The organism is Thermococcus radiotolerans (assembly GCF_002214565.1).
Classification (GTDB): domain Archaea; phylum Methanobacteriota_B; class Thermococci; order Thermococcales; family Thermococcaceae; genus Thermococcus; species Thermococcus radiotolerans.
In genome coordinates, this window is the sequence record NZ_CP015106.1 from 833987 (window position 1) to 857747 (window position 23761).

Sequence of the window (23761 nt, forward strand, 5' to 3'; positions counted from 1 at the left end):
GAATAGTTCAGCTCCCGGTATTAAAACCTTGGCATCAGAGCGAGCCCAAGACCCTGCTCAAGTCGGTGAGTCTGCCGAAGTCCAGGAGCTCCTCGTCCAGAGGGACCAGAACCCTCGTGCTGGAGACATCATACGCCCTGAGGAACGGGGAGACTATCTCCCTGAGCACGTCGTTTCCGTACGCCCATGGGCTGAACGCGGGCAGGACTATCAGTTTCTCACCCATCAGGAAGACGGGCACCTTGACGAGCGCCCCCACCTCATCCCGGAGCCGTATCGATGGATGCTCGTGCCCTATGATGAAGCGCTCCCCATCGACGAGTTTGTGACCGTGAACCAGCTTCCATCCGGCGAGTTCGAACTCATCAACGATCTCAACGCCCAGCTCCCTGAGCCAGAGCGTTCCCACGTCGTGGTTCCCCCTCACCAACACAAGTTCATTGACGAAGGGGGCAATTTCCTCAATAAATGCCTTCAGCTCCTCTCTTTCTCTCCACTCGGGAATGAAGGAGTGCTTAAGGTCGCCGTCCACGACGAGGGTTTTCGGCCTTTCCCGCTCGAGGAGGGACTTCAGCCTTCCAACGACTTCGTTGAACACTCGGGGCAGGTAAAAGCCCTCCCTGGCCATGCTGATCTCGTAGCCGAGGTGGAGGTCCGCTATGATGAGCGCCCTCCCGAGTTTCAGCGCCTTGCCCGGTAGCGGTGTGGGTCTCATGTGTTGGAGTTTGGCCTTCGGCTTTTAAACTTTGTTAGGCCAACCGAAAAGGTTTTAAATCTGTCCACAAAGGGTACAATGGTGAGTAAAAATGCCCTATGTTGGATTCGTGAGGAGCCCGCACGGGCCGGTCAAAACGTACGAACTCATACTGAGAGAGCTGGAAAGAAATGGCTTTTCCATCGAGTTCTCAAAGCACCACTGGGCGGGAGATCTGCCCTTCGGCCTGGTGATGGCGGAAACGAACATGGGAGAGGTGGCCGTGAGGTGGGCCCTGGGAAGGGAGTTCACGATGGAGCTCGAGGAGGTTGACAAGGAAACCTACGACGAGTTCGTCGAGGACACGATCGAGTACACCAACGCGGACTCAGGATGAGCGCTCCTGCTTTATCCTTTCTATAACGTCGAATATGCTCCACAGGTCCCTTATCACGTGGAGGTGCGGAATTAAGGCGAGCCTCTCGCGGTTCTTCTCAACGAACTTCGCACTGAACGGGAAGTAGTACCAGACGTACTCCGTGTTCTCATCGCCGTGCCCTATGAAGCGCCAGGGCTTGTCATCCACCCAGACGAATATTTCGTCCCCGTACTTCTCCCGAACCTTTCTGAAGGCATCGTCTATTGTCATCTCGCGGCCGAAAACTATAACGTCGTCGAATAGGTCGTAGATGCCCATCTCCTTGAGCCTTCGGACCTTCATGCCGTCAATGAAGTCCTCCGCCGAGAAGGAGATGACCGTGTGGCCATCCTCCTTGAGTTTCTTCAGCAGTTCCGGGGCATCGTCGAGGGGTTTGCTCAGCTTTGCCCTCTCCTCGAACCAGGTTTCGAAGAACTTCGTGCGCAGAAAGAAGGGGGGCTTTGAGGTCTTCTTGTGGCTACCGAACGTGGGTCTCTCGAAGTAGTTCTCAAGCTTCGTGAGGGCCTTGGCCCAGAAGCCCTTGAAGGGCAGCCAGCGGTAGCGCCTCTCCAGAGTCCGTCTGAAGGCCTCCTCGATGCACGAGTAAGTGTCCGCCAGCGTTCCGTCGAAGTCGAAGGCTATTATCATGATGACCCCTCCCAAAGCTCTCCAATCGGGGCTTTAAGGGTTTTTCTTTTTTGGGCCCGAACACAAAGCATATAACAATCCCAACCTTATTTTCCCCCGACTGTCTTAAAGCTAGAGGGTGATAGGCATGGGAAGGCATTACCTCCCCAACGCTGCGCATAAGGAAGAACTTGCCAAGGAGATTGGTTTCGCCTCCGTTGAGGACCTCTTTTCCGACGTTCCCAAAGGCATGGTCAAGGAGTTCAACCTTCCGGAGGGTAAGAGCGAATACGAGGTTTTTCTTGAACTCAACGAGGTTCTCTCCAAAAACAGAACCGTTCTTGAGATGCCCAGCTTCCTCGGAGCCGGGACGTACTTCCACTACGTTCCAGCCCACGTGAAGTACCTCATCGAGAGGAGCGAGTTCCTGACGGCTTACACCCCTTACCAGCCTGAGGTAAGCCAGGGCATGCTCCAGGCCCTCTTCGAGTACCAGAGCCTCATCGCGGAACTCGTTGGCCTTCCGATAGTCAATGCCTCAATGTATGATTGGGGAACCGCCATGGCCGAGGCGGCCCTGATGAGCGCCAGGGTTACCAGAAGGAACAAATTCGTAGTCCCGAAGGCCCTCAGTCCAGAGAAGAGAAAGGTTCTGCACACCTACACCGCGGGTCCGGGGGTCGAGATAGAGTACGTGGACTGGAATGAAAACGGCCAGGTGGACATCGAGAAGCTCAAGGAGGCGGTTGACGGCGCCGCCGGAGTATACGTAGAGATTCCAAACTTCTTCGGAATGCTCGAGGAGGAACTCATCACCATCGGCGAAATCGCCCACGACGCGGGAGCGCTCTTCGTGGTCGGCGTCGATCCAACGATCCTCGGTGTGGTGGAGGCGCCCGGAGAACTCGGAGCCGACGTCGTCGTTGGAGAGGCAGCCTACTTCGGAAACCCGATGAACTTCGGCGGCCCGAGGGCGGGGATATTCGCGGTTAAGAACGACAGGAAGTTGGTAAGGCAGATGCCGGGAAGGATAATCGGAATGACCAAAGACGCCGACGGGAAGAGGGCCTTCGTCATGACCCTCCAGACCAGGGAGCAGCACATAAGGCGCGCCAAGGCAACTTCGAACATCTGTTCAAACGAAGCCCTAGTGGCGGTTGCCGCGGCGATACACCTCGCGACCCTTGGCCCGAAGGGCTTAACCGAGCTCGGAGAGGTCATCCTCAAGAACACCGCCTACCTCAAGAAGAGGCTTTCAGAGGTTGCCGAGGTTCCCTTCGAGGGCGTCAACTTCAAGGACGTTCTTGTGAGGTTCGGCAAGCCCTACAATGAGATACATGGGGCCCTTCTCGAGAGGAACATCCACGGCGGTTACTACATAGGGGAGCACTTCCCGGAGCTGGGAGAGAGCGCCCTCTTCGCAGCCACCGAAACGACGAGGAAGGAATGGGTCGATGCCCTCATAGAGGCCCTCAAGGAGGTGGCCTGAATGTTCCGCCAGGCTAAATGGGATGAGCCGCTCATCTTCGAGCTTTCCCGCGAGGGAAGGATCGGCTACACCATGCCGAAACCGATTGAGGACGTCAGCGTTGAGGTTCCAGAGAAGCTGAAGAGAAAGAGCCCCCTCAACCTTCCCCAGCTGAGCGAGCCGGAGGTCGTCAAGCACTACACCCGCTTAAGCGAGATGAACTACGGCGTTGACTCGGGCATATATCCGCTCGGCTCGTGCACCATGAAGTACAACCCCAAGATAAACGAGGAGATAGCCGGCCACCCGGGAGTTGCCTACGTCCACCCCTACCAGGACGAGAGAACCGTTCAGGGAGCGCTAAAGATAATGTGGGAGCTGGAGCAGTGGTTGAAGGAGATAACCGGCATGGACCGCTTCACCCTTCAGCCTGCTGCCGGAGCCAACGGCGAGTTCACCGGAGTAATGGTCATTCGGGCCTACCACCTCGACAGGGGAGACACCCAGAGGACGGAGATGCTCGTTCCAGACTCCGCCCACGGAACGAACCCGGCGAGCGCCGCCATGGCGGGCTTCAAGGTCATCGAGATACCCTCCAACGAGAACGGAACCGTTGACCTCGAGGCGCTGGAGAACGCCGTGAGCGAGAGAACCGCCGGATTGATGCTCACGAACCCCAACACCCTGGGCATCTTCGAGGACGAGATACTCGAGATAGCGAGGATAGTCCACAAGGCAGGTGGGCTTCTCTACTACGATGGGGCAAACCTCAACGCGGTCCTCGGAAAGGTCAGACCAGGGGATATGGGCTTTGATGTAGTTCACCTCAACCTGCACAAGACGTTCTCAACCCCGCACGGCGGCGGCGGTCCCGGCAGCGGGCCGGTCGGCGTCAAAGACTTCCTCAAGGACTACCTGCCGGTTCCGCTCGTGGGATACGACGAGGAGCGCGGTTACTACCTCGACTACAACGTGCCCAAGAGCATAGGGAAGGTGAAGGAGCTCTACGGCAACTTCGCGGTGATGGTGCGCGCACTCACCTATCTCAAAGTCATGGGCAGGGAAGGCCTCAGGGAGGTCAGCGAGATAGCCGTTCTCAACGCCAACTACATCACCCAGAAGCTGAAGGGCACCCGCGGCTACGAGCTGCCCCACAAGGAGCTCAGGAAGCACGAGGTTGTGTTCAGCGCCGAGCCCATGAAGAAGGAAACGGGGGTTAAGGCCCTTGACGTGGCGAAGAGGCTCCTAGACTTTGGCCTACACGCGCCGACCATATACTTCCCGCTGATAGTCCACGAGGCCCTAATGATAGAGCCAACAGAGACCGTCAGCAGGGAGGAACTCGAGGCGTACGTCGAGGCCCTCAAGAGGATAAGCGAGGAGGCCTACAGCAACCCGGAGATCGTCAAGAGCGCACCTCACAACGCCGCCGTGAGAAGGGTGGACGACGTTCTAGCCGCCAAGAGGCCGATAATCACCTGGCGCATGTACAGGGAGCTGAAGGAAAAGGGAGAGGTCGACATCTGAACCAGCCACCATTATCTCTCCTTTTTTGGTTGTTCTTTTCTCCATTTCTGGCCTCGATTACTCACCCTCTCATCATGAGAACGTCGTTGAGGAGCACGAGGTGTCAGCCAAGGGGTTCTTTTAGGTATGGCGGGCTTCCGGAGGGAAGTTGAACGTATTCCGCCAATGACGGGGCTTCCACTCAAAAAAGCACTTCTGGGAGCAGTACCCACCAAACGAGGTTTATCCACTCAGACAGCGTTTTTCAGAAGAGTTTCATGGTGGGCCCGGGGGGCTTTGAACCCCCGACCACGCGGTTATGAGCCGCGCGCTCTGACCAGGCTGAGCTACGGGCCCACTGATGGCGCCGCCGCCCGGACTCGAACCGGGGACCGCCGGATTAACAGTCCGGCGCTCTACCGACTAAGCTACGGCGGCACGACCCAATGTAGGGAATACAGGGGGGATTTATAAAACTTACGGTGATGGCCAGGCTGGAGAGAAAACTTTATATTCCACGCTAGCTCTCTTAAAACCGTGCCCCGGTAGCCTAGCCTGGCGGGGCGGCGGACTTGTAATCCGCCGGTCGCGGGTTCAAATCCCGCCCGGGGCTCCACTCCAACAAACTTTTGCTCTGCAAAAGTTTGACCAAAAGGTCGTGATCCCTCTGAAGGGCTTCTTTGAGTTAGGTTGGATCTGTCCCAAAAAATCATAAAATTTCCGAGGATCTTTGTTGACTGCTAGTCCAGTAGGTGGCAAGCAGAGCTAGGAAGCGTCAAGATTTTCAGCAATTAAGGCACAAGATTTGGCAGTTCGCGTGGATACACTCTCATAGGGGCACATTCAGGATTTAGAGGCCTCTTATTTCCTCAATTTTTACAAAAAACCGACCAAGTTTTACCCATGTTTTGTCGGAATATGGCAATTAAGACTTCTGAAAGATATCATAACAACAATCTTTTTCAGTAAAAGATGTCAAAACTCCAGCAGGTTTGGGGAGTTTAGTCAGTTTTCAAGAAGTTCGAACATCGAACCCGTGCTGAGCCTTTATAAGCCTTTCCCAGGAGAGATGAACATAAGGGTGCATCAAGGTAGCTTTTCGACATGAAAAATGTTCTTAAACTTTTCGTAACCGATATAAACCCCTGTGAGCGAGTTATCACTCGAAAAGCTTATATACCGAAACCCGCAGGTGGGAGGTAGTGATAATCGTTCTAAAAAATGTTAAGGGGGCAATTCTCGGTGGCGGCGAAAAAAGAATTTGATATATTCACTCACGAGCTGGTTCCTGAGCACAGAATACTCAGCGAGGAGGAGAAGGCCGAACTCCTCAGAAAGTACAGAATTAGGATTTCCCAGCTTCCGCAGATCAAGGCTTCGGACCCTGCTGTTGTTGCTCTCGGCGCAAAGCCCGGAGACGTTCTTGAGATCAAGAGGAAGAGCCCGACGGCGGGCTACTATTACTACTACCGCCTGGTGGTTGAGGACTGATTCTGTGAGGTGAGATTATGGCATCGAGAGGACCAACCGTTGTTGATGTTACTCCCGACGACCTCTGGCTCGTTATGGAGGCATACTGGAAGGAGAAGGGACTGGTTAGACAGCACCTTGACTCTTACAACGCCTTCATAGACTACGGGATGCAGAAGGTCATAGACGAGTTCGGCGGCATCAAGCCGGACATTCCCGACTTCGAGGTTAAGTTTGGAAAGGTTCGCCTCGGCGAGCCCGAATTCCAGGAAGCCCAGGGGCAGAGGAAGCCCCTCTATCCTATGGATGCCCGCATAAGGAACCTCACCTACTCGGCCCCGCTGTACCTCGAGCTCATTCCCGTCGTCAACGGTATCGCCCAGGAGGCCGTCGAGGTTCGCATCGGAGAGCTTCCGATAATGCTCAAATCCAAGGCGTGCAGGCTTTACGGTCTCAGCGACGAAGAGCTGATAAAGCTCGGCGAAGACCCGAAGGATCCGGGAGGATACTTCATCATCAACGGTTCCGAGAGGGTTATAGTTTCTATCGAGGACCTCGCCCCGAACAAAACCCTGGTTGAGAGGGACGAGAGGCAGAACAGGGTGATAGCCAAGTGCTTCTCCTACAGGCACGGCTACAGGGCTTTAATAACCGTCGAGAGAAGGAAGGACGGAATTCTCTACGTCAACATCCCGAACGTTCCAAGACCCGTCAAGTTCGTCTACGTCATGCGCGCGCTGGGCGTTCTCAGCGATAAGGAAATCGTCGAAGCTGTGAGTGACGACCCGCGCATACAGCAGGTTCTCTTCGACAACCTTGAGGACGCAAGCGACATAACAACCCAGGAGGACGCCCTCGACTACATAGGAAAGCTCGCCCTCCCCGGCCAGCCGAAGGAGTACAGGCTCAGAAGGGCCCAGCACATAATAGACAACAACCTCCTGCCCCACATGGGCGTTGAGGAGAAGGACAGGAGCGCGAAGGCTTACTACCTCGGCATGATGGCCCTCAAGGTTCTGGAGCTCTCCCTCGGACTCCGTGGCGAGGACGACAAGGACCACTACGCCAACAAGAGGCTTAAGCTCGCTGGAGACCTTTTGAGGGACCTCTTCCGTGTTGCCTTTGGTCAGCTGGTCAAGGACATGCAGTACCAGATGACCAAAACATACCAGAGAAAGGGTGAGCGCTACACCTTCGAGAACATCCAGCGCTTTGTGAGAAACTCGATAAGACCGGACGTCCTCAGCGAGAGGATAGAACACGCCCTCGCTACCGGCGCATGGCCGGGCGGAAGGACCGGTGTGAGCCAGCTTCTGGACAGAACCAACTACATGTCAACCCTTTCTCACCTCAGGCGCGTTACTTCCCCGCTCAGCAGGGATCAGCCCCACTTCGAGGCGCGTGACCTTCACGGAACCCACTGGGGTAGGATATGTCCGACGGAAACTCCGGAAGGTCCGAACTGTGGTCTTGTCAAGAACCTCTCCCTCATGGCTCAGATAACCACCGGAATTCCGGAGGAAGAGGCCAGGGACTATCTGAGCAGACTCGGCGTTATCCCGATAGAGGAGCAGAGACCGAACCCTGAGCTCTGGCGCGTCTACCTCAACGGAGTTCTGATAGGAACCGTGGAGGATGGAGAGGGGCTCGTGAACAGAATAAGAACCGACAGGAGAAGCGGAAGGATAAGCGACGTTATAAACGTCGCCCTCTACCAGGACGAGGAGGTCAGGGAGATATACGTCAACAGCGATGACGGCCGCGTCAGGAGACCGCTCATCATAGTCGAGAACGGCAAGCCGAAGCTCACCAAGGAGCACATCGAGGGAATAAAGAACGGCACCCTGACCTGGAGTGAGCTCGTAAAGATGGGCGTCATCGAGTACCTCGATGCAGAGGAGGAGGAGAACGCCTACGTTGCCACCTGGCCGTGGGAGGTCACCGAAGAGCACACCCACCTCGAGCTTATGCCCGCTGCGATACTCGGTATTCCTGCTTCACTCGTTCCGTACCCGGAGCACAACGCGGCACCGCGTAACACCTACGGCGCAGGTATGGCCAAGCAGAGCCTCGGTCTCGGCTGGGCCAACTTCAGGATTCGCGTTGACACCCGCGGGCACCTCATGCACTACCCGCAGGTTCCGCTCGTCAACTCAAGGATAATGAAGGCCGTCGGTTTCGAGGAGAGGCCTGCCGGTCAGAACTTCGTGGTCGCTGTGCTGAGCTACGGCGGATACAACATGGAAGATGCGGTCATCATGAACAAGGCCTCCATAGAGCGCGGTCTTGCTCGCTCAACCTTCTTCAGAACCTACGAGGCCGAGGAGAAGAGGTACCTCGGTGGTCAGACCGACCGCTTCGAGGTTCCAGACCCGACGATCCAGGGTTATCTCGGCGAGAAGTACTACAGGCACCTCGACGAGGACGGTATAATCTTCCCGGAGTCAAAGGTCTCCGGCAAGGACGTCCTCGTTGGAAGAACCTCACCGCCGAGGTTCCTTGAGGAGCAGAGCGGCCTCGGAGGTATAATCCTCCAGGAGAGGCGCGAAACGAGCGTTGCTGTCAGGCCAAGCGAGAGGGGCATCGTCGACAAGGTTATCCTGACCGAGACGGGCGACGGAACCAAGCTCGTCAAAGTTACCGTGAGGGACCTCCGTATTCCCGAGTTTGGAGACAAGTTTGCTTCGAGGCACGGTCAGAAGGGTGTCATAGGCCTCATCGTCCCGCAGGAGGACATGCCCTGGACCGAGAGCGGAATTGTTCCAGACCTCATCGTTAACCCGCACGGTATCCCGAGCCGTATGACCGTCGGACAGCTCATAGAGGCCATCGGCGGAAAGGTCGCGGCACTGAAGGGAAGGAGAGTTGACGGCACCGCCTTCATCGGAGAGCCGGAGGAGAAGCTCAGGAAGGAGCTTGAGGAGCTCGGCTTCAAGCACAGCGGAAGAGAGGTCATGTACGACGGCATAACCGGAAGAAGGCTTGAAGCGGACATATTCGTGGGCGTCATCTACTACCAGAGACTCCACCACATGGTTGCCGACAAGATGCACGCGCGCTCGAGAGGTCCGGTTCAGGTTCTTACCAAGCAGCCGACCGAGGGAAGGGCCAGGGAAGGTGGTCTCAGGTTCGGTGAGATGGAGCGTGACGTCCTCATCGGCCACGGTGCTGCGATGCTGCTCATAGAGAGACTGCTCGAAGAGAGCGATAAGACCGAGGTATGGGTCTGTGAGAGCTGCGGACACCTAGCACTCGAGGACAAGCGCAGAGGAAAGGTCTACTGCCCGGTCTGCGGAGAGGAAGAAAAGATAAGCAAGGTGGAGATGAGCTACGCCTTCAAGCTGCTGCTGGACGAGCTGAAGGCGATGGGAATAAGGCCGTCTCTCAATATAGTTGACAGGGTGTGATTGCCATGCAGTCGATGAAAAAGGTCATCGGGAGTATTGAGTTCGGAATCCTCTCACCCCAGGAAATCAGAAAGATGAGCGCGGCCGAGATAACCGTCCCGGACACCTACGACGATGACGGTTACCCGATAGAGGGCGGCCTCATGGACAAGAGGCTGGGTGTCATCGACCCGGGACTGCGCTGTGAGACCTGTGGAGCGCGCGCCGGAGACTGTCCCGGTCACTTCGGCCACGTCGAGCTGGCCAGGCCGATCATCCACGTCGGATTCGCCAAGACCATCCACCGCGTTCTGGAGAGCACCTGCCGCGAGTGCGGAAGGATAAAGCTCACCGAGGAGGAGATAGAGGAGTACACCCACAAGTTCGAGGTCATGGGCGACAGGAAGAAGGCCAAGGACAGGCTCATCAAGGAGATTCACAAGAAGGCCAAGGAGAGGATGGTCTGCCCGCACTGCGGTGCCCCGCAGTTCCCGGTCAAGTTCGAGAGGCCGACCATCTACTGGGAGCTCAGGAAGGACGAGGAGGGCAACGAGTACAAGCACAGGATGATGCCAAGCGAGGTCAGGGACAGGCTTGAGAAGATACCCGACAAGGACCTGCACCTCCTTGGCCTGCACCCGGAGAAGGCCAGGCCGGAGTGGATGGTCCTCACGGTTCTGCCGGTTCCGCCGGTTACCATGAGACCGTCCATCACCCTCGAGAGCGGCATTAGGGCTGAAGACGACCTCACCCACAAGCTCGTTGACATCATCCGTATCAACAACCGCCTTAAGAGCAACATCGAGGCCGGTGCGCCGCAGCTCATCATCGAGGACCTCTGGGACCTCCTCCAGTACCACGTCACCACATACATCAACAACGAGACCTCAGGCATTCCGCCGGCCAAGCACAAGAGCGGAAGGCCCCTCAAGACCCTGGCACAGAGGCTCAAGGGTAAGGAGGGACGCTTCCGTGGAAACCTCAGCGGTAAGCGTGTCAACTTCTCTGCCCGTACGGTCATCAGCCCCGACCCGATGATAAGCATCAACGAGGTCGGCGTTCCGATAGCGGTAGCTATGGAACTCACCGTTCCAGAGAAGGTCACCGAGTTCAACTTCGAGAAGCTCAAGAAGATGGTCCTCAACGGGCCCGAGAAGTATCCGGGCGCTAACTACGTTATAGACCCCGAAGGAAGGAGAATCCGCCTCATGGAGAACAACCTCGAGCTCATCGCAGAGAAGCTCGACCTGGGCTGGACGGTTGAGAGACACCTGCTGGACGGCGACATAGTCCTCTTCAACAGGCAGCCGTCCCTTCACAGGATGAGTATAATGGCCCACCGCGTTAGGGTTATGCCCTACAGAACCTTCCGCCTCAACCTCGCCGTCTGCCCGCCGTACAACGCGGACTTCGACGGTGACGAGATGAACCTCCACGTGCCGCAGACGGAGGAGGCTCAGGCCGAGGCAAAGATACTCATGGAGGTCCAGAATCACATCATCTCGCCGCGCTACGGTGGCCCGCTCATCGCAGGAATCCAGGACCACATATCCGGCGGCTACCTGCTCACGCGCGAGGGCGCCTACTTCACCCGCTCAGAGGTCGAGCAGATGCTCATGTTCGCCGGCGTTGACGTGGACAAGCTTCCGAAACCTGACAAGGTCGAGAACGGCGTCGAACTCTGGAGTGGAAAGGTCATATTCTCCCTCCTCCTGCCGGACGACCTCACAATCTGGTACCGCAACAAGCTCTGCGACGAGCCGGAGCGCTGCGAGGCTCTCGAGAAGCTTATAGAGGAGAAGCTCATCCCCGACGAGGAGGAGGTCAGAAAGCTCGCCTACGACGGCTTCACCTACATCCTCAACGGAAAGCTCCTCAGCGGTGCGATAGACAAGAAGGCCTACGGAAGGGAGGACGGAAAGCTCCTCGACCTCATAGTGAGGGAGTACGGCGTCGAGAGGGCGAGGCAGTTCCTCGACCAGGTCACCAAGCTCGCGATCTGGGTCATAACGCACAAGGGCTTCACAACCGCGATAGACGACGAGGACCTTCCGAGTGAGGCCCTCGACAGGATTCACGAGATAATACGCGAGGCTGAGGAGAGGGTTAACAGGCTCATAGAGGCGTACAAGAACGGCGAGCTCGAGCCGCTGCCGGGTAAGACCCTCGAAGAGACCCTGGAGAGCAACATAATGGCCGTTCTGGCCGAGGCGCGTGACAACGCAGGTAAGGTTGCCGAGAGGTACCTTGGTATGACCAACCACGCAGTCATAATGGCCAAGACCGGTGCGAGGGGTAAGATGCTCAACATCACCCAGATGGCGGCGATGCTCGGTCAGCAGTCCATCCGTGGAAAGAGGCTCTATCGCGGCTACCGCGGAAGGGTTCTCACGCACTTCAAACCCGGTGATTTGGGAGCCAGGGCGAAGGGATTCGTTACCAACTCCTACAAGAGCGGTCTAACCCCGCAGGAGTACTTCTTCCACGCGATGGGTGGTAGAGAGGGACTGGTCGACACGGCCGTCAGGACCGCCCAGAGCGGTTACATGCAGAGGAGGCTCATCAACGCGCTCCAGGACCTCAAGGTGGACTACGACGGAACCGTCAGAGACCCGACCGGAATCATCGTCCAGTTCAAGTACGGCGAGGACGGAATAGACCCAATGAAGAGCTGGGGAGGCAAGACCGTGGACGTTGATAGGGTGATTGTAAAAACCCTGCTCAAAGTGAGGGGGAAGGGGTGAGATAGATGGTCGCCGCAAAAACCATCAAGAGCATGGTTGACAAGGCCGAGCTTCCCGACAACATCAAGGAAGAGCTCTACAACAAGCTCATCGAGTACAACAAGAAGTACAAGCTCAAGAAGGCCGAGGTTCAGGCCATCATAGACGAGGCCGTCAAGGAGTATCAGAGGGCCCTCATCGAGCCGGGCGAGGCAATAGGAACAGTCGCCGCGCAGTCCATCGGTGAGCCGTCAACGCAGATGACCCTCAACACCTTCCACTACGCAGGAGTTGCTGAAATCAACGTCACCCTCGGTCTGCCGAGAATCATCGAGATCGTTGATGCCAGAAAGAACCCATCAACGCCAATCATGACCGTCTACCTCGACGAGAAGCACCGTTATGATAGGGAGAAAGCCCTAGAAGTTGCGAGACGCATTGAGGGAACGAGCCTTGAGAACCTCGCAAGAGAGATGAGCATAGACATCCTCAACTTCGAGTTCATAGTTGATATAGACCCGGAGAGGCTTGAGAAGGCCGGTCTCGACATGGAGAGGATTCAGAGGAAGCTGGAGAGCTCCTTCAAGAGCGCTGAATTTGAAGTTGACGGCTACACCGTCATAATGCGCCCCAAGAAGGTCGGCAAGCTCTCCGACCTGAGGAGGCTCTCCGAAAAGGTTAAAAAGCACCGCCTTAAGGGTCTCTCGGGCGTCGGAAAGACCATCATAAGGAAGGAAGGCGACGAGTACGTCATCTACACCGAGGGCTCGAACTTCAAGCAGGTCATCAAGGTCCCGGGCGTTGATCCGACGAGAACCAGAACCAACAACATCCACGAGATCGCCGAGGTGCTCGGCATCGAGGCGGCAAGAAACGCCATCATCGAGGAAATTGTCAACACGATGCGCGAGCAGGGTCTTGAGGTTGACGTCAGGCACATCATGCTCGTCGCCGATATGATGACGCTCGACGGCGTGATACTGCCCATAGGCAGGCACGGTATAGTTGGGGAGAAGGCCAGCGTGCTTGCCAGGGCTGCTTTCGAGATCACCACCCAGCACCTCTTCGAGGCGGCTGAGAGGGGTGAAACCGACCCGCTCAACGGTGTCGTCGAGAACGTCCTCATCGGACAGCCCGTGCCCGTCGGTACGGGAATCGTCAAACTGGCAATGAATCTCCCCCTGAGACCGAAAAGGGAGTAGGGAGGTGTAGTTAATGGTTGACTTTGCGTTCGAACTTAGGAAGGCTGAGGAGACCGGAAAGATAATCATGGGAGCCAAGAAGGCCCTTCAGTACGCCAAGATGGGCGGGGCCAGGATGGTCATAGTGGCCAAGAACGCCAGACCGGACATCAAGGAGGACATCGAGTACTACGCCAAGCTCAGCGGCATACCGGTTTACGAGTTCGAGGGAACCAGCGTCGAGCTCGGAACCCTCCTCGGAAGGCCGCACACCGTTTCGGCCCTCGCCGTGATAGACCCCGGTGAGAGCAAGATACTGGCCTTGGCTGGGGGTAAGGAGTAATGCCGCTCAAGCTCAACACCGACCAGATCAAGTTCATAGCGCTCTTCGAGAGCATGACCGGAGCGACCGTCATGGACTGCCTCATAGACACGAACAGAAACAGGCTCATCTACGTCATCAAGAAGGGTGAGATGGGACTGGCCCTTGGAAAGAAGGGAGCCAACGTCAAGCGCGTCCAGAACATGCTTGGGAAGGACATAGAACTCATCGAGCACTCCGAGAACCCCGAAGAGTTCCTGAGGAACATTTATAAGAGCCTCGGGGTTAAGGTTAAAAAGGTCCACATCACTGAGAAGCGTGATGGTAAGAAGGTCGCCCTCCTCGACATAGGCCCGCGCGACAAGCCTCGCGCCATCGGAAGGGGCGGCCAGAACATCAACCTCGTGAAAGAGTTGATGGAGAGACACCACGGCATTCAAGATGTGATCATAATTTGAGGTGATGCTCATGCCTGGAAAGAAGGCCCCGTATGGAGAGTTTGCCGGTAGGAAGCTCAAGCTCAAGAGAAAGAAGTTCCGCTGGAGTGACATAAGGTACAAGAGAAGGGTTCTCCGCCTCAAGGAGAAGAGCGACCCGCTCGAGGGCGCTCCGCAGGCCAAGGGAATAGTCCTTGAGAAGATAGCCGTTGAGGCAAAGCAGCCGAACTCCGCTATGCGTAAGGCAGTCCGTGTTCAGCTCATCAAGAACGGTAAGGTCGTTACCGCCTTCACCCCCGGTGACGGTGCCATCAACCACATAGACGAGCACGACGAGGTCATCATCGAGGGAATCGGCGGTCCCAAGGGTGGTTCCATGGGTGATATCCCGGGAATCAGGTACAAGGTCGTCAAGGTCAACAGGGTCTCCCTCAAGGAGCTCGTCAAGGGAAGGAAGGAGAAGCCGAGGAGGTGAAGTGAATGGCCAAGGCAATCACCGAGCGCTTTTACCAGCCGAAGGAGCTCAAGGTCATGGGCAGGTGGAGCGTTGAGGACGTCGTCGTGAACGACCCGTCACTCAGGCCCTACATAAACCTCGACGCGAGAATCCTCCCGCACAGCCACGGAAGACACGCCAAGAAGTCCTTTGGAAAGGCCCAGGTTCACATCGTCGAGAGGCTCATCAACAAGGTCATGCGCAGCGGCGCCAGCGGCCACAAGGTCGGCGGCCACTTCATGAGAAGGGAGCACCGCTCGCTCATGAGCAAGAAGATGAAGGCCTACGAGGTCGTCAAGGAGGCCTTCATGATCATCGAGAGGAGAACCAAGCAGAACCCGATTCAGGTTCTCGTCAGGGCCCTCGAGAACTCCGCCCCGAGAGAGGACACGACCACCATCGCCTTCGGTGGAATCCGCTACCACATGGCCGTTGACGTTGCCCCGCTCAGGAGGCTCGACATAGCCCTCAAGAACATCGCTCTCGGAGCGAGCGCCAAGTGCTACAGGAACAAGACCAGCTACGCCCAGGCCCTTGCCGAGGAGATAATCGCTGCGGCCAACAAGGACCCGAAGAGCTTCGCTTACAGCAAGAAGGAAGAGATCGAGAGGATCGCCCAGTCCTCACGCTGAGGACTGGAAACCCCCCCACTCTTTTCTACTATTCTCCTTTGTTCTGGCGTAACTGTGTAACCCGCGGGGTTATCCAATTAAGCTCTTCCCCACCATGTTCCCAGGCTTCTCTATTCCAAAGAACCCTAAAATCGTTGGCGCTATGTCCATAAGCGAAGGGTTTTCAAGATTAACCTTCTCAAACCCCCAAAGGATCAGTGGGACTCTCAGAACCGGTTCGTTCATCGAGCCGTGCATCCCCCTAACCCAGTGGCTCACTCCCTTTATGCCCTTGCACATCCTGTGGGAGCAGAACCAGTAGCCGGGCTTTGCTGAGACTATCAGCTCCCCGCTGTTCGGGGTGTTGAGGTGCGGCAGATCCTCGCGGAAGAAGACGGCCTTAACTCCCGGTGCCTTCCTGAGGGTTTCAAATGCCTCCTCGGCATCGTTCGGATTCCTGAGGTACACGTGAACCCCGCCACCGGAGGAAACGCGGAGCGTCTCTATCCCGTGCTTTCTCAGGTAGGTCCTCAGGTTCACCCAGGTGTGAACCTCCTCCTGTCCATGGTCCGCAAAGATTATGAAGGCGTATTCGTCCTTCAGCCTCTCCCAGAGGGTTCTGACGGCGGTATCAACCGTCTCGACGGCCTTCAGCACCCCCTCGCTCAATGGCCCGTGGTCGTGGCTCATGCCGTCAATCGAGGCAAAGTGGACGAGCAACAGGTCCGGTCTGCACTCCTCGTAGAGGTACAGAGCGGAGCTGAGAACCCAGACGTCCTTCCTCCAGTCCCTCCCGTGTTGACGGTACATCTTGTCGCTTGAGAAGAAGGGAGGAAAAATCCTCACGTCGGTGCCGCTGAAGGGTGGCATGGTGTATCCGGAGACGCTGGCTGTTCTAACGCCCCTGGCACGGAGAATATCAACCACCGTTTGAGCCTTAATGACCCTGTGGGGGTTGAACGCTATTTCGTAGTCGTAGAAATTGACCTTCCTGTCAGCGAGGCGGTCGTAGTAGCCGTTCTCAACGACGCCGTGGTCTCTCGGCCACACACCGGTCATGACGCTCGTGTGAACTAGGTCGGTGAGCGTTGGGAAGATGGAATCAACGATGGCAAAATCACCGTTTTCCGCCAGCTCACTGAGGAAGGGCATGTGACCAAGGTTGTAGACCCCGTTTCCGTCGAGACTTATGAGGGCCAGCTTCTTCCGCATTTCGAAACCTCCAGGTGGTGTCAGCCTGACGTGCACTCATCACATTCAGTGGGATGGAGTGGTCATCATCCACCGGGTTTCTCTCCGCCGAGGCGGTATAAATTCTTTCCGAGCCACTCGTCCAAAGTTTTCTGTCTCGCGAGGCTTCCGAGGATGTAGCTTCTCGCAAGGTATTTCTCGAAGGGATGCTCAAGGCGCCTCTTTATGGCATCGAGGGCCTCGTTGAGCGTCTCGAAGCGTCCGATCAAGTTGCCCATCGCCTTCTTCACCCCGAGGCGAATCTGCCAGACGCCGACCGGTGCGTAGTACTCGGGGGTAACCTCACGGAAGACGACCGCTCTCGCCTGCCTCCTCCTTGCCCTGAGGGCTTCGAGAACGCTCAAACGGGCGGCATGATAGGCACCGGCGGTCTCCTTGACGTACTCCTTCCTCCCGCGGAAGTCCTCGTAGTCGTGGATTACACTCGGCTCGCTCGCACCGAAGAGCGAGCCCTTAAGCCAGACCTCAAGGAGTTCGAAGGCGTAAGGCTCCGGCATCAGGAGAACCGCGTAGCGGTTGCCCATGAACCGGTAGAAGTAAACCTCGTAGTCGTTTATCTCCGGGTTGTGCAGAATCTCACGCCGCAGGTTCTTTCCAATGGTGTCTTGAACGGCTGTAATGCTCCACCTCGTTGGGACGAGCCTCTTGTCCAGGCCCAGAAGACCCGCGGAGAGGAGCCTTATGATGTAGTACTCGTCGAAGCCCCAGTTGTATAGGCGCATTATAGCCGCTTCCGCCTTCAGCTCATCACTCACGACGTAGTCCGTCCTCCTCGGAATCTTGGGGTTCTCAGTGAGTTCGAAATCGAGGAGCTCGGCCTTCGGCCCGATAGGCGGTGCAAACTCACTCGGAAGGACTTTGAGAACCGGCTTCCTCTTGAGGAGTACCTCGCTGTCAACGGGCTTTATCGACATCGCCAGCTCCTGAACCTCGCCGAGGATTCTACCGCTCCGCCTCACGTGGACGTCAGCCTTCGTCTCACCCATGACGAGAAGCGAACGATAGTAGAGGATGTCCCTTATCGTCTTGTCCTCCCACTTCATCGGACTGTCGAGGTGACTGGTGTTTCCCTCAATAGGGGGCACCAGGGGTCCTATGCGGACCTTGGGATAACCGTACTCACCAACGAAGATACTCGGCGGTGAGGAGCCGAAGAGGTGGCGTTTGTTCAGTCTCTGTTCGACGGTGCGGGCTACTCTAAACCTCTCAAGAATCGGACAGGTTGGCCTGCCACAGAGGAGCTTTCTGCCCTTGCAGATCGCACAGAGTTTCGAGTTGAAGACCGGGGCACTCATCGAAGGTAGGTAAGCGGGGAGGTATTTATGGTTTGTTCCCTAGGAAACTTTGCTGGGCAAAGTTTCATCAAAGTTTGTGATTCCTCCCGAAAAGCCAACTGAGAAAAGGCTTGCAATCTCAACAAGAATTTCAAGCAGGAATTCACTCTCAGAGAGGCACCTCAAAAAGGAATCACAACTTTTGATCAGACTTTTGCCCTGCAAAAGTTTGTTATGGAGCCGGGAGGGGGATTCGAACCCCCGTAAAGCGGATCTGCAGTCCACCGCCTCACCTCTAGGCTATCCCGGCATTTGAATCCCAGAAAGATTTTGGCGCCGCGGAGGGGATTTGAACCCCTGTGGCCAACGGCCACCGGCTTAGCAGGCCGGCGCCCTACCAGGCTAGGCTACCGCGGCACTCCAGTGCCCAGGTTATATGAGCCGGGGAGGGTTTTTAAGTTTTTTGGACGAGACTCCCCATGAACGGCCAATGCGCTCCGCTCCCTTCGGGCTGAGAGACTGGCCCGGCACCGAGCGGTGCGGCCGCTCGGTTTATAAAGGAAGATGGGCAACATCGAGCCGGTGGTGAGCGATGATCAGGGTAAAGGTCCTTGGCAGAGGCATCGAGAGGGAAGTGGAATGGCGAAAGGGCATGAAGGTCTCCGACCTGCTCCACGAGATAGGCTTCAACACGGAGAGCGCCATAGCCAAACTGAACGGCCGCGTTGCCCTCGAGGATGAGAACCTCAAAGACGGAGACTACGTCGAGGTTATTCCAGTGGTCTCGGGAGGATAAACGGGTGCACAGCTTGTCATATATTTTTTATTACTGAGTAAAGATACTCTTCATGTTTTTTGAACGATACCCAACAAGGTATACTTCAATAGTTATACCAAAGATGCGCGAAAGTGTTATATACTGCTTTTGATAATTGTGGTTGACAACCTCTTTGGGGGGGCGAATGCGAAAGTGGGTAACGATGCTCCTCCTTGGACTTCTCCTCCTGAGCGGCGTTCAAACCGTCAAAGCGAAAGCAACACAAACCACCAGTCAAGCCCAGACAACCTGTCAGGACTGCTCCTGTATCGACGTTAACGTCCTTCTAAATAACCTCACAGCGAACATCACAAACCTGACTAACACCATTGGACAGAAGAAATTGGAACTCAAAACTCTTTACAAGGAATGGAGCGCCACTAAAAACACAAGCGTCCTCTTCGAAATCGTGAAGCTGAAAGATGAGATCAGACTACTCACCAACGAGCTGAAGTACCTCGAACGCCAAAAGCTCAGCCTCCAGTTAGTCCAGAATTACACCGTGCAAACACCTTACGGGAGAAAAATTCTCTATTATAAACTGCCTCCAGAGAGCACCATCGTCCAAGAGCACGTTAAAAAAGTTCATCCGGTGAGGGCTGATGTTGACTTGGAGTGGTTCATAGCATACTACCGGCAGGCGGCGGAGCTGACGTTTACAGAGGTCGTTCAAACGGACATGCGGATGAGAGAACTGCTTAAGAAAGTTGAAGCCGGGAACTACACCGAAGAGACCATCAATGAAATCTTCACCCTGCTGGACAAAAGAGAAAAACTCTGGAGTGAAATCTACAAATTCGCAGAAGAGAAAGAAAAACTACAAACCATGCAAACACTCAAAGAAACCGGACGAAAGCAGACGCTAATAGCAAGTGCCACCGGAATAGAACCATTGGCAATAAACTTTGGTGGAATCGCACAAGGAGACAGTTGCTATAGCATTTATTGCAATTTATATGGAACCAGTCCACCACTGCCTGGAGTTAGCGACCCCAAATATGCCTCATCGGCTCCACATGTTTATTATAAGTATTTTTATCCAGTTGCAGTATGGGTGGGGATCTATGAAAGCTTATCCCCTCGAAATGACACTTATTGGGGAGAATACTGTACATACGACTTCCCTTCAACCGATACAGATTTCAAGAAATATTGGGATCAGGCAGTATGGCTACATTCAGCATTGCCATACATAGGTTCAATACAAGTTAAGTTGTTTTACGTAGGAATAGCATACAACCCAGAAACAGGGAATTATCAAGAAAGCAATATAATATGGCAAGTAGAATGTAACAATAACGGGTGTTGGATCATTAATTACAGACTAAAACCATTATCCGATCCAGATGTCTCTCATTATTACGAGTATTACAAGTTGTATATAAATACACCATGGTTAGCCTGCTGTAAGAACGAGACGTAGGAAGTACCTGCAAGTGGGCAAATAGGCATTGTGGAGGATGCTTTGCTCCTGACGCATCGAGGTCCCAGAATTTTGTGGTTTGTACTCAGGAAGAGTATGGGAGTCAGTGTGGCTCAAGGTGGATAGTAAAGTGGTGACAAAGCATGAACAAAAAGAAGAAAGCAATAATTTTGGTATTTATTTTCCTGCTCTTGTTTTATTTTTCTCCCAAGGGGCTACTAATCAATACAAACGCAAAAGGATTATCTTTCGAGAATAGCAACCTGAGATTCCTACCGTGTCCCTCAAACCTTCAAGTGAAAGCAGAATACTACCAATACCAACTTGATCATTTTGTAAACTTTACACTTTCTTTTAAAGAGAAGGAAGCCAACATAACTCTTAAAGGATTTTTTGGGAAACACTTCTTTTGTATTCCTGAGGGAGTCTTTGTTTATTCGTATTACCTTGGCGACCCTGCAGTGGGGATTAATGCGGCATTGTTTGATTACAATCTGAGCCTTAAATGGTGGAGGCACTCGTCGATAACAGGATATACGTCACTCTAGGGTATTACAGTGTTGGAACCTTCTCCGGAGAGACGAAGGCATTCTTGTACCTCATAAGTGGAGATGATGTGAAGAGAAAAGAAGTTGCCAATATTGAAGGTCATCCGCTCGGCGTTAGATTGCCGCTTGACATTAACGAAAAATACGTGGCTGTTGCGTACTATCTTCACGATGAGATTGGAAATGAGAGGAATGGGGTCTGTGTTTTTACCTCAGGTAGGCTGATCAAAATCGCCTGCAAGGAATTTGGGGAGTGGGAGCGACCGATAAATGTGAAACTCGAAGGAAATATCGTTTACGTTCAGACTACCAATGGGGTGAGGGCATACAAAATACTCAGCCTGTGGTGATTTTGGACAGTGAAAGAGTCAGAGAGTCGAGGAATCGTTATCAGAAAAATTCCAGTCTTCTTACCTTGGAGCCACTTATTCCAACAAATGTTGTTTCCTTATCCAAAGTTAAGAATAAAGGGGCTTCAGGCCCCAAGCCTCTTCCTCATGAAGGCCTCGAAGTTGTTCATGGCCTCCTCGAGTATCTCAACCGGCGGCAGGAAGACTATCCTGAAGTGCCACTCGCCGGCGTATCCAAAGCCCGAGCCGTGGACGAAGAGCACGTGGGCCTCGTTGAGGGCGTCGAGGACGAACTCCTTGTCGTTCTTCCACTTCGAGCGCTCCTCAATGCGCGGGAAGATGTAGAACGCTCCCTGGGGCTTGGTGGTGCTTATCCCCGGAATCTCCGTGAGGCGCTTGTAGATGTAGTCTCTCCTCTCCTTGAGCTTGCCCATGTACTCATCGAGGTAGTCCATCGGCCCTGTTAGGCCGGCTACCGCGGCGAACTGGGCTGGGGTGTTGGGACACAGCCGTATCCTGGCCATCTTGTCTATAGCCTCTTTGACTTCGGCGAGCTTGTTTTCAGGATCAATGTAGTAGAAGTAGCCGAGGCGCCAGCCGGTGGCGAAGTAGACCTTGGACATGCCGTTCATGACTATAACGGGGACATCCTTCGTGAGCGAACCGGGGGAAACGTGTTGCCCCTCGTAGGTCATAAGGTCGTATATCTCGTCGCTGATGACCGGAAGGTCGTACTCGCCGGCCAAATCGAGTATCTCCCTCACGGTTTTCTTCTCGTAGAGCGCTCCCGTTGGGTTGTTGGGATTGATGACCGCTATGGCCTTTGTTCTCTCGTTAATTTTCTTCCTCATGTCGTCTATGTCCGGCTGCCATCCGTTCTCCTCAACAGTCAGATACTCGTTGGCGATTCCGCCGTAGAACTTGACGAGGCCAACGTAAGGCGGGTAGCTGGGACTCGGGACGAGGATGTTGTCCCCCGGGTTGAGAAGGGCGCCGAATATGAACTGTAGAGCCTCGGTAACGGCCGCAGTAACGCGAACGTCCTCGGGCGTTATATCAACACCGTTCTTCCTCTTCTCCCTCGAGACTATGGCCTCCCTAAGCTCCGGAAGCCCCTCGCTGGGGCCGTAGTAGTTGTGGCCGTCCTGAATGGCCTTACAGTAAGCGTCCCTCATGTGCTTCGGCGGCTGGAAGTCGTATTTTCCCGGATCGCCTATGTTGAGGCGGATGACCTTTATTCCCTTCTTCTCAAGCTCCCTTGCAGGCAGAACAACGTCCCTGATGGCGTACTCAATTCCCATAGCACGTTCGGATGCGCGAATCATGTGGATCACCATTTGAATGATGAGAGGTTTGTAGTAAAAAGCTTTGCCCACATAGGTTTAAAAAGAAGCAAGGATAACGGATTACGGGCGATGACGACTAGCAAGCATGCTGAAGAGATGCACCATGATGACGTGAACACCCACCGAGCCCCTCGATACGTTTATTAACCTTCAGAGGAAGGTTTTTGCATGAACATCTTCATCCCACTTATCGCGGGTGTTCTCGTAGGCTACGTCCTCCGCAGGAAAGAGCGCAGGGTAAACGTTGATGCCCCCATGAGCATCGCACTCCTCTTGTTGATATTCTTCATGGGCGTCGAGGCGGGGAAGGTGAAGATAGACGCCCTGTGGCTCTTGAGTTCATCCATCGTCTTCGCGGCCCTGACCATCGCGGGAAGCGTTGGAATCGCTCTCCTAGTGGGGGGAAGGGGATGAGGTTTCTGGTCTACGTTCTGGTGGCTCTGATTACCGGCATACTCACAGGCCACTTCTACGCCCCGGAATTCGGCAACCTCTACGAGGTCATGCTCTACCTGCTGATACTGATAATCGGAATAGACCTCGGTCAGAGCTTCCGGCTTGCGGAGATTAGGAAGCTCGGAAGGCTCGCCATAAAGCTGCCTCTGGGGACGCTCCTCGGTTCCCTGCTCGGTGGCCTCGCCGCCTCCCTTCTCCTGGGGATAGAGCTCAGGTGGGGGCTTGCCGTCGCTGCCGGTTGCGGCTGGTACAGCCTCACGGGACCACTGATCGCCCAGTACTCCGCCGTCTACGGCACCCTCGGCTTCCTGGCCAACCTCACCAGGGAGATATTCACCGTTCTGCTGTACCCAGTAGCTATCGGGAAGATGCGAAAGGAGCTGGCGGTTTCCATGGGCGGTGCAACCACGATGGACACGACGCTACCGATAATGACGAAGTTTGGGGGCAGCGAGGTCGCGCTCATAGCCTTCGTCCACGGCTTCGTCCTCACCGCACTGGTGCCATTCGTCGTTCCCTTTATACTCCAGCTGTTGGCCGGCGGGTGAGAAAAACTTTTTTAAAGCCTCACGGCTACCGGGGTTTGCAGGCACTATCATGCCTCACGGCTCGGGGGTGTCCGAGGCTGGGGCGAGTAGGAACCCACCGGGCCTCTGCGTGGAGGTGAGAGAATGAAGTATCCGAAGCAGATAAGGACTTACTGCCCCTACTGTAAGAAGCACACTATCCACAAGGTCGAGAAGGTCAAGAAGAGACCGAGGAGCGAGCTCAGCCAGGGCCAGAGGCGCTTCCGCAGGATCATGAAGGGTTACCGCGGTTTCCCGAGGCCGAACCCGGCCGGAAGGGAGAAGCCGGTCAAGAAGCTCGACCTCCGCTTCAGGTGCACCGTCTGCGGCAAGGCCCACACCAGGGGACAGGGCTTCCGCGTTAAGAAGTTCGAGCTGGTGGAGGTGTGAA

General features: G+C 55.2%; 23 protein-coding genes and 5 tRNA genes. 19 read left to right on the forward strand and 9 right to left on the reverse strand.

Annotated features, from left to right (window positions below; all coding sequences use genetic code 11):
- Window positions 1-34: 34 nt before the first annotated feature.
- Window positions 35-715 (reverse strand): metallophosphoesterase, encoded by a 681-nt coding sequence (locus A3L10_RS04510; RefSeq protein WP_088866583.1) that lies wholly within the window; start codon window positions 713-715, stop codon window positions 35-37.
- 91 nt (window positions 716-806) lie between these two features.
- Between A3L10_RS04510 and A3L10_RS04515 the strand changes: the two genes are divergently transcribed.
- Window positions 807-1091: a hypothetical protein gene (locus tag A3L10_RS04515; protein ID WP_088866584.1), complete on the forward strand. Its 285-nt coding sequence runs from the start codon at window positions 807-809 to the stop codon at window positions 1089-1091.
- Here A3L10_RS04515 and A3L10_RS04520 read toward each other — a convergent pair.
- Window positions 1083-1760: an HAD family hydrolase gene (locus A3L10_RS04520; RefSeq protein ID WP_088866585.1), complete on the reverse strand. Its 678-nt coding sequence runs from the start codon at window positions 1758-1760 to the stop codon at window positions 1083-1085. The two genes, A3L10_RS04515 and A3L10_RS04520, sit on opposite strands and share 9 nt — an antisense overlap.
- Before the next feature lie 127 nt (window positions 1761-1887).
- Here A3L10_RS04520 and gcvPA point away from each other — a divergent pair, with 127 nt between their 5' ends.
- Together gcvPA and gcvPB are read left to right on the forward strand one after the other, a co-directional pair.
- Window positions 1888-3228: an aminomethyl-transferring glycine dehydrogenase subunit GcvPA gene (gene gcvPA / locus A3L10_RS04525; RefSeq protein WP_088866586.1), complete on the forward strand. Its 1341-nt coding sequence runs from the start codon at window positions 1888-1890 to the stop codon at window positions 3226-3228.
- Entirely contained in the window at window positions 3229-4734 is a 1506-nt protein-coding gene (gene gcvPB, locus A3L10_RS04530) for an aminomethyl-transferring glycine dehydrogenase subunit GcvPB (protein ID WP_088866587.1), read from the forward strand.
- A 258-nt stretch (window positions 4735-4992) separates the two neighbouring features.
- Here gcvPB and A3L10_RS04535 read toward each other — a convergent pair.
- Window positions 4993-5070, reverse strand: a tRNA-Ile gene (locus A3L10_RS04535).
- A gap of 5 nt (window positions 5071-5075) precedes the next feature.
- Window positions 5076-5151 (reverse strand) — tRNA-Asn (locus A3L10_RS04540).
- A 101-nt stretch (window positions 5152-5252) separates the two neighbouring features.
- Here A3L10_RS04540 and A3L10_RS04545 point away from each other — a divergent pair.
- The 9 genes from A3L10_RS04545 (at window position 5253) to A3L10_RS04585 (ending at window position 15360) form a co-directional block, all read left to right on the forward strand.
- A tRNA-Thr gene (locus A3L10_RS04545) sits at window positions 5253-5329 on the forward strand.
- Window positions 5330-5955: 626 nt separating this feature from the next.
- On the forward strand, window positions 5956-6204 hold the full coding sequence (locus A3L10_RS04550; protein WP_088181520.1) for a DNA-directed RNA polymerase subunit H: 249 nt from the start codon (window positions 5956-5958) through the stop codon (window positions 6202-6204).
- Window positions 6205-6221: 17 nt separating this feature from the next.
- Complete coding sequence (locus A3L10_RS04555) at window positions 6222-9590, forward strand: DNA-directed RNA polymerase subunit B (RefSeq protein ID WP_088866588.1); 3369 nt, start codon at window positions 6222-6224, stop codon at window positions 9588-9590.
- Window positions 9591-9595: 5 nt separating this feature from the next.
- The gene (locus A3L10_RS04560) at window positions 9596-12313 is read left to right on the forward strand and encodes a DNA-directed RNA polymerase subunit A' (protein ID WP_088180000.1); all 2718 of its coding nucleotides are present in this window, start codon (window positions 9596-9598) and stop codon (window positions 12311-12313) included.
- A gap of 5 nt (window positions 12314-12318) precedes the next feature.
- On the forward strand, window positions 12319-13494 hold the full coding sequence (gene rpoA2, locus A3L10_RS04565; RefSeq protein WP_088179999.1) for a DNA-directed RNA polymerase subunit A'': 1176 nt from the start codon (window positions 12319-12321) through the stop codon (window positions 13492-13494).
- Window positions 13495-13507: 13 nt separating this feature from the next.
- Window positions 13508-13816 carry a 50S ribosomal protein L30e gene (locus A3L10_RS04570; protein ID WP_088179998.1) on the forward strand — a complete coding sequence of 103 codons (309 nt, stop codon included), beginning with the start codon at window positions 13508-13510 and terminating at the stop codon, window positions 13814-13816.
- A complete protein-coding gene (locus A3L10_RS04575; protein ID WP_088179997.1) occupies window positions 13816-14253 on the forward strand; it encodes a NusA-like transcription termination signal-binding factor in 438 nt (145 codons plus the stop codon). The genes A3L10_RS04570 and A3L10_RS04575 overlap by 1 nt, the downstream gene beginning before the upstream one ends.
- Window positions 14254-14263: 10 nt before the next feature.
- On the forward strand, window positions 14264-14707 hold the full coding sequence (locus A3L10_RS04580) for a 30S ribosomal protein S12 (RefSeq protein WP_014788295.1): 444 nt from the start codon (window positions 14264-14266) through the stop codon (window positions 14705-14707).
- Window positions 14708-14712: 5 nt separating this feature from the next.
- Window positions 14713-15360 (forward strand): 30S ribosomal protein S7, encoded by a 648-nt coding sequence (locus A3L10_RS04585; protein ID WP_088179996.1) that lies wholly within the window; start codon window positions 14713-14715, stop codon window positions 15358-15360.
- Between the two features lie 69 nt (window positions 15361-15429).
- Here A3L10_RS04585 and A3L10_RS04590 read toward each other — a convergent pair whose 3' ends face one another.
- The 4 genes from A3L10_RS04590 to A3L10_RS04605 all read right to left on the reverse strand — a co-directional run bounded on the left by A3L10_RS04590 (window position 15430) and on the right by A3L10_RS04605 (window position 18281).
- The gene (locus A3L10_RS04590) at window positions 15430-16551 is read right to left on the reverse strand and encodes an alkaline phosphatase family protein (protein WP_088866589.1); all 1122 of its coding nucleotides are present in this window, start codon (window positions 16549-16551) and stop codon (window positions 15430-15432) included.
- A 65-nt stretch (window positions 16552-16616) separates the two neighbouring features.
- Entirely contained in the window at window positions 16617-17885 is a 1269-nt protein-coding gene (locus tag A3L10_RS04595; protein ID WP_088866590.1) for an Nre family DNA repair protein, read from the reverse strand.
- A 214-nt stretch (window positions 17886-18099) separates the two neighbouring features.
- Window positions 18100-18174, reverse strand: a tRNA-Cys gene (locus tag A3L10_RS04600).
- Between the two features lie 21 nt (window positions 18175-18195).
- Window positions 18196-18281 (reverse strand) — tRNA-Ser (locus A3L10_RS04605).
- Window positions 18282-18456: 175 nt separating this feature from the next.
- Between A3L10_RS04605 and A3L10_RS04610 the strand changes: the two genes are divergently transcribed.
- From A3L10_RS04610 to A3L10_RS04625, 4 genes are all read left to right on the forward strand, one after another.
- Window positions 18457-18660 carry a MoaD/ThiS family protein gene (locus tag A3L10_RS04610; protein ID WP_088179992.1) on the forward strand — a complete coding sequence of 68 codons (204 nt, stop codon included), beginning with the start codon at window positions 18457-18459 and terminating at the stop codon, window positions 18658-18660.
- A 184-nt stretch (window positions 18661-18844) separates the two neighbouring features.
- Window positions 18845-20104 carry a hypothetical protein gene (locus A3L10_RS04615; RefSeq protein WP_157726891.1) on the forward strand — a complete coding sequence of 420 codons (1260 nt, stop codon included), beginning with the start codon at window positions 18845-18847 and terminating at the stop codon, window positions 20102-20104.
- Between the two features lie 143 nt (window positions 20105-20247).
- A complete protein-coding gene (locus tag A3L10_RS04620) occupies window positions 20248-20652 on the forward strand; it encodes a hypothetical protein (RefSeq protein ID WP_088866592.1) in 405 nt (134 codons plus the stop codon).
- On the forward strand, window positions 20613-21002 hold the full coding sequence (locus A3L10_RS04625) for a hypothetical protein (protein WP_157726893.1): 390 nt from the start codon (window positions 20613-20615) through the stop codon (window positions 21000-21002). Before A3L10_RS04620 ends, A3L10_RS04625 begins: the two co-directional genes overlap by 40 nt.
- A gap of 125 nt (window positions 21003-21127) precedes the next feature.
- Here A3L10_RS04625 and A3L10_RS04630 read toward each other — a convergent pair whose 3' ends face one another.
- Window positions 21128-22327, reverse strand: a complete 1200-nt coding sequence (locus A3L10_RS04630; protein ID WP_088866594.1) for a pyridoxal phosphate-dependent aminotransferase — start codon at window positions 22325-22327, stop codon at window positions 21128-21130.
- 189 nt (window positions 22328-22516) lie between these two features.
- On the opposite strand from A3L10_RS04630, the gene A3L10_RS04635 reads away from it, so the two are divergent.
- From A3L10_RS04635 to A3L10_RS04645, 3 genes are all read left to right on the forward strand, one after another.
- On the forward strand, window positions 22517-22762 hold the full coding sequence (locus A3L10_RS04635; RefSeq protein WP_088866595.1) for a LysO family transporter: 246 nt from the start codon (window positions 22517-22519) through the stop codon (window positions 22760-22762).
- Window positions 22759-23352, forward strand: a complete 594-nt coding sequence (locus tag A3L10_RS04640) for a lysine exporter LysO family protein (protein WP_088866596.1) — start codon at window positions 22759-22761, stop codon at window positions 23350-23352. Before A3L10_RS04635 ends, A3L10_RS04640 begins: the two co-directional genes overlap by 4 nt.
- Window positions 23353-23475: 123 nt before the next feature.
- Window positions 23476-23760: a 50S ribosomal protein L44e gene (locus A3L10_RS04645; RefSeq protein WP_014012391.1), complete on the forward strand. Its 285-nt coding sequence runs from the start codon at window positions 23476-23478 to the stop codon at window positions 23758-23760.
- The last annotated feature ends 1 nt before the right edge of the window (window position 23761 follow it).

Excerpts from the sequence above, each read along its gene's own strand:
- A3L10_RS04555 (WP_088866588.1), top strand. The coding sequence starts at position 6,222 with ATGGCATCGAGAGGACCAACCGTTGTTGATGTTACTCCCGACGACCTC.
- A3L10_RS04580 (WP_014788295.1), top strand. The coding sequence starts at position 14,264 with ATGCCTGGAAAGAAGGCCCCGTATGGAGAGTTTGCCGGTAGGAAGCTC.
- A3L10_RS04515 (WP_088866584.1), top strand. The coding sequence starts at position 807 with ATGCCCTATGTTGGATTCGTGAGGAGCCCGCACGGGCCGGTCAAAACG.
- A3L10_RS04595 (WP_088866590.1), bottom strand. The coding sequence starts at position 17,885 with ATGAGTGCCCCGGTCTTCAACTCGAAACTCTGTGCGATCTGCAAGGGC.
- gcvPA (WP_088866586.1), top strand. The coding sequence starts at position 1,888 with ATGGGAAGGCATTACCTCCCCAACGCTGCGCATAAGGAAGAACTTGCC.
- A3L10_RS04585 (WP_088179996.1), top strand. The coding sequence starts at position 14,713 with ATGGCCAAGGCAATCACCGAGCGCTTTTACCAGCCGAAGGAGCTCAAG.
- A3L10_RS04640 (WP_088866596.1), top strand. The coding sequence starts at position 22,759 with ATGAGGTTTCTGGTCTACGTTCTGGTGGCTCTGATTACCGGCATACTC.
- A3L10_RS04560 (WP_088180000.1), top strand. The coding sequence starts at position 9,596 with ATGCAGTCGATGAAAAAGGTCATCGGGAGTATTGAGTTCGGAATCCTC.
- A3L10_RS04630 (WP_088866594.1), bottom strand. The coding sequence starts at position 22,327 with ATGATTCGCGCATCCGAACGTGCTATGGGAATTGAGTACGCCATCAGG.
- A3L10_RS04575 (WP_088179997.1), top strand. The coding sequence starts at position 13,816 with ATGCCGCTCAAGCTCAACACCGACCAGATCAAGTTCATAGCGCTCTTC.
- gcvPB (WP_088866587.1), top strand. The coding sequence starts at position 3,229 with ATGTTCCGCCAGGCTAAATGGGATGAGCCGCTCATCTTCGAGCTTTCC.
- A3L10_RS04510 (WP_088866583.1), bottom strand. The coding sequence starts at position 715 with ATGAGACCCACACCGCTACCGGGCAAGGCGCTGAAACTCGGGAGGGCG.
- A3L10_RS04615 (WP_157726891.1), top strand. The coding sequence starts at position 18,845 with ATGCTCCTCCTTGGACTTCTCCTCCTGAGCGGCGTTCAAACCGTCAAA.
- A3L10_RS04635 (WP_088866595.1), top strand. The coding sequence starts at position 22,517 with ATGAACATCTTCATCCCACTTATCGCGGGTGTTCTCGTAGGCTACGTC.
- A3L10_RS04620 (WP_088866592.1), top strand. The coding sequence starts at position 20,248 with ATGAACAAAAAGAAGAAAGCAATAATTTTGGTATTTATTTTCCTGCTC.
- A3L10_RS04570 (WP_088179998.1), top strand. The coding sequence starts at position 13,508 with ATGGTTGACTTTGCGTTCGAACTTAGGAAGGCTGAGGAGACCGGAAAG.
- A3L10_RS04610 (WP_088179992.1), top strand. The coding sequence starts at position 18,457 with ATGATCAGGGTAAAGGTCCTTGGCAGAGGCATCGAGAGGGAAGTGGAA.
- A3L10_RS04590 (WP_088866589.1), bottom strand. The coding sequence starts at position 16,551 with ATGCGGAAGAAGCTGGCCCTCATAAGTCTCGACGGAAACGGGGTCTAC.
- A3L10_RS04520 (WP_088866585.1), bottom strand. The coding sequence starts at position 1,760 with ATGATAATAGCCTTCGACTTCGACGGAACGCTGGCGGACACTTACTCG.
- A3L10_RS04645 (WP_014012391.1), top strand. The coding sequence starts at position 23,476 with ATGAAGTATCCGAAGCAGATAAGGACTTACTGCCCCTACTGTAAGAAG.
- rpoA2 (WP_088179999.1), top strand. The coding sequence starts at position 12,319 with ATGGTCGCCGCAAAAACCATCAAGAGCATGGTTGACAAGGCCGAGCTT.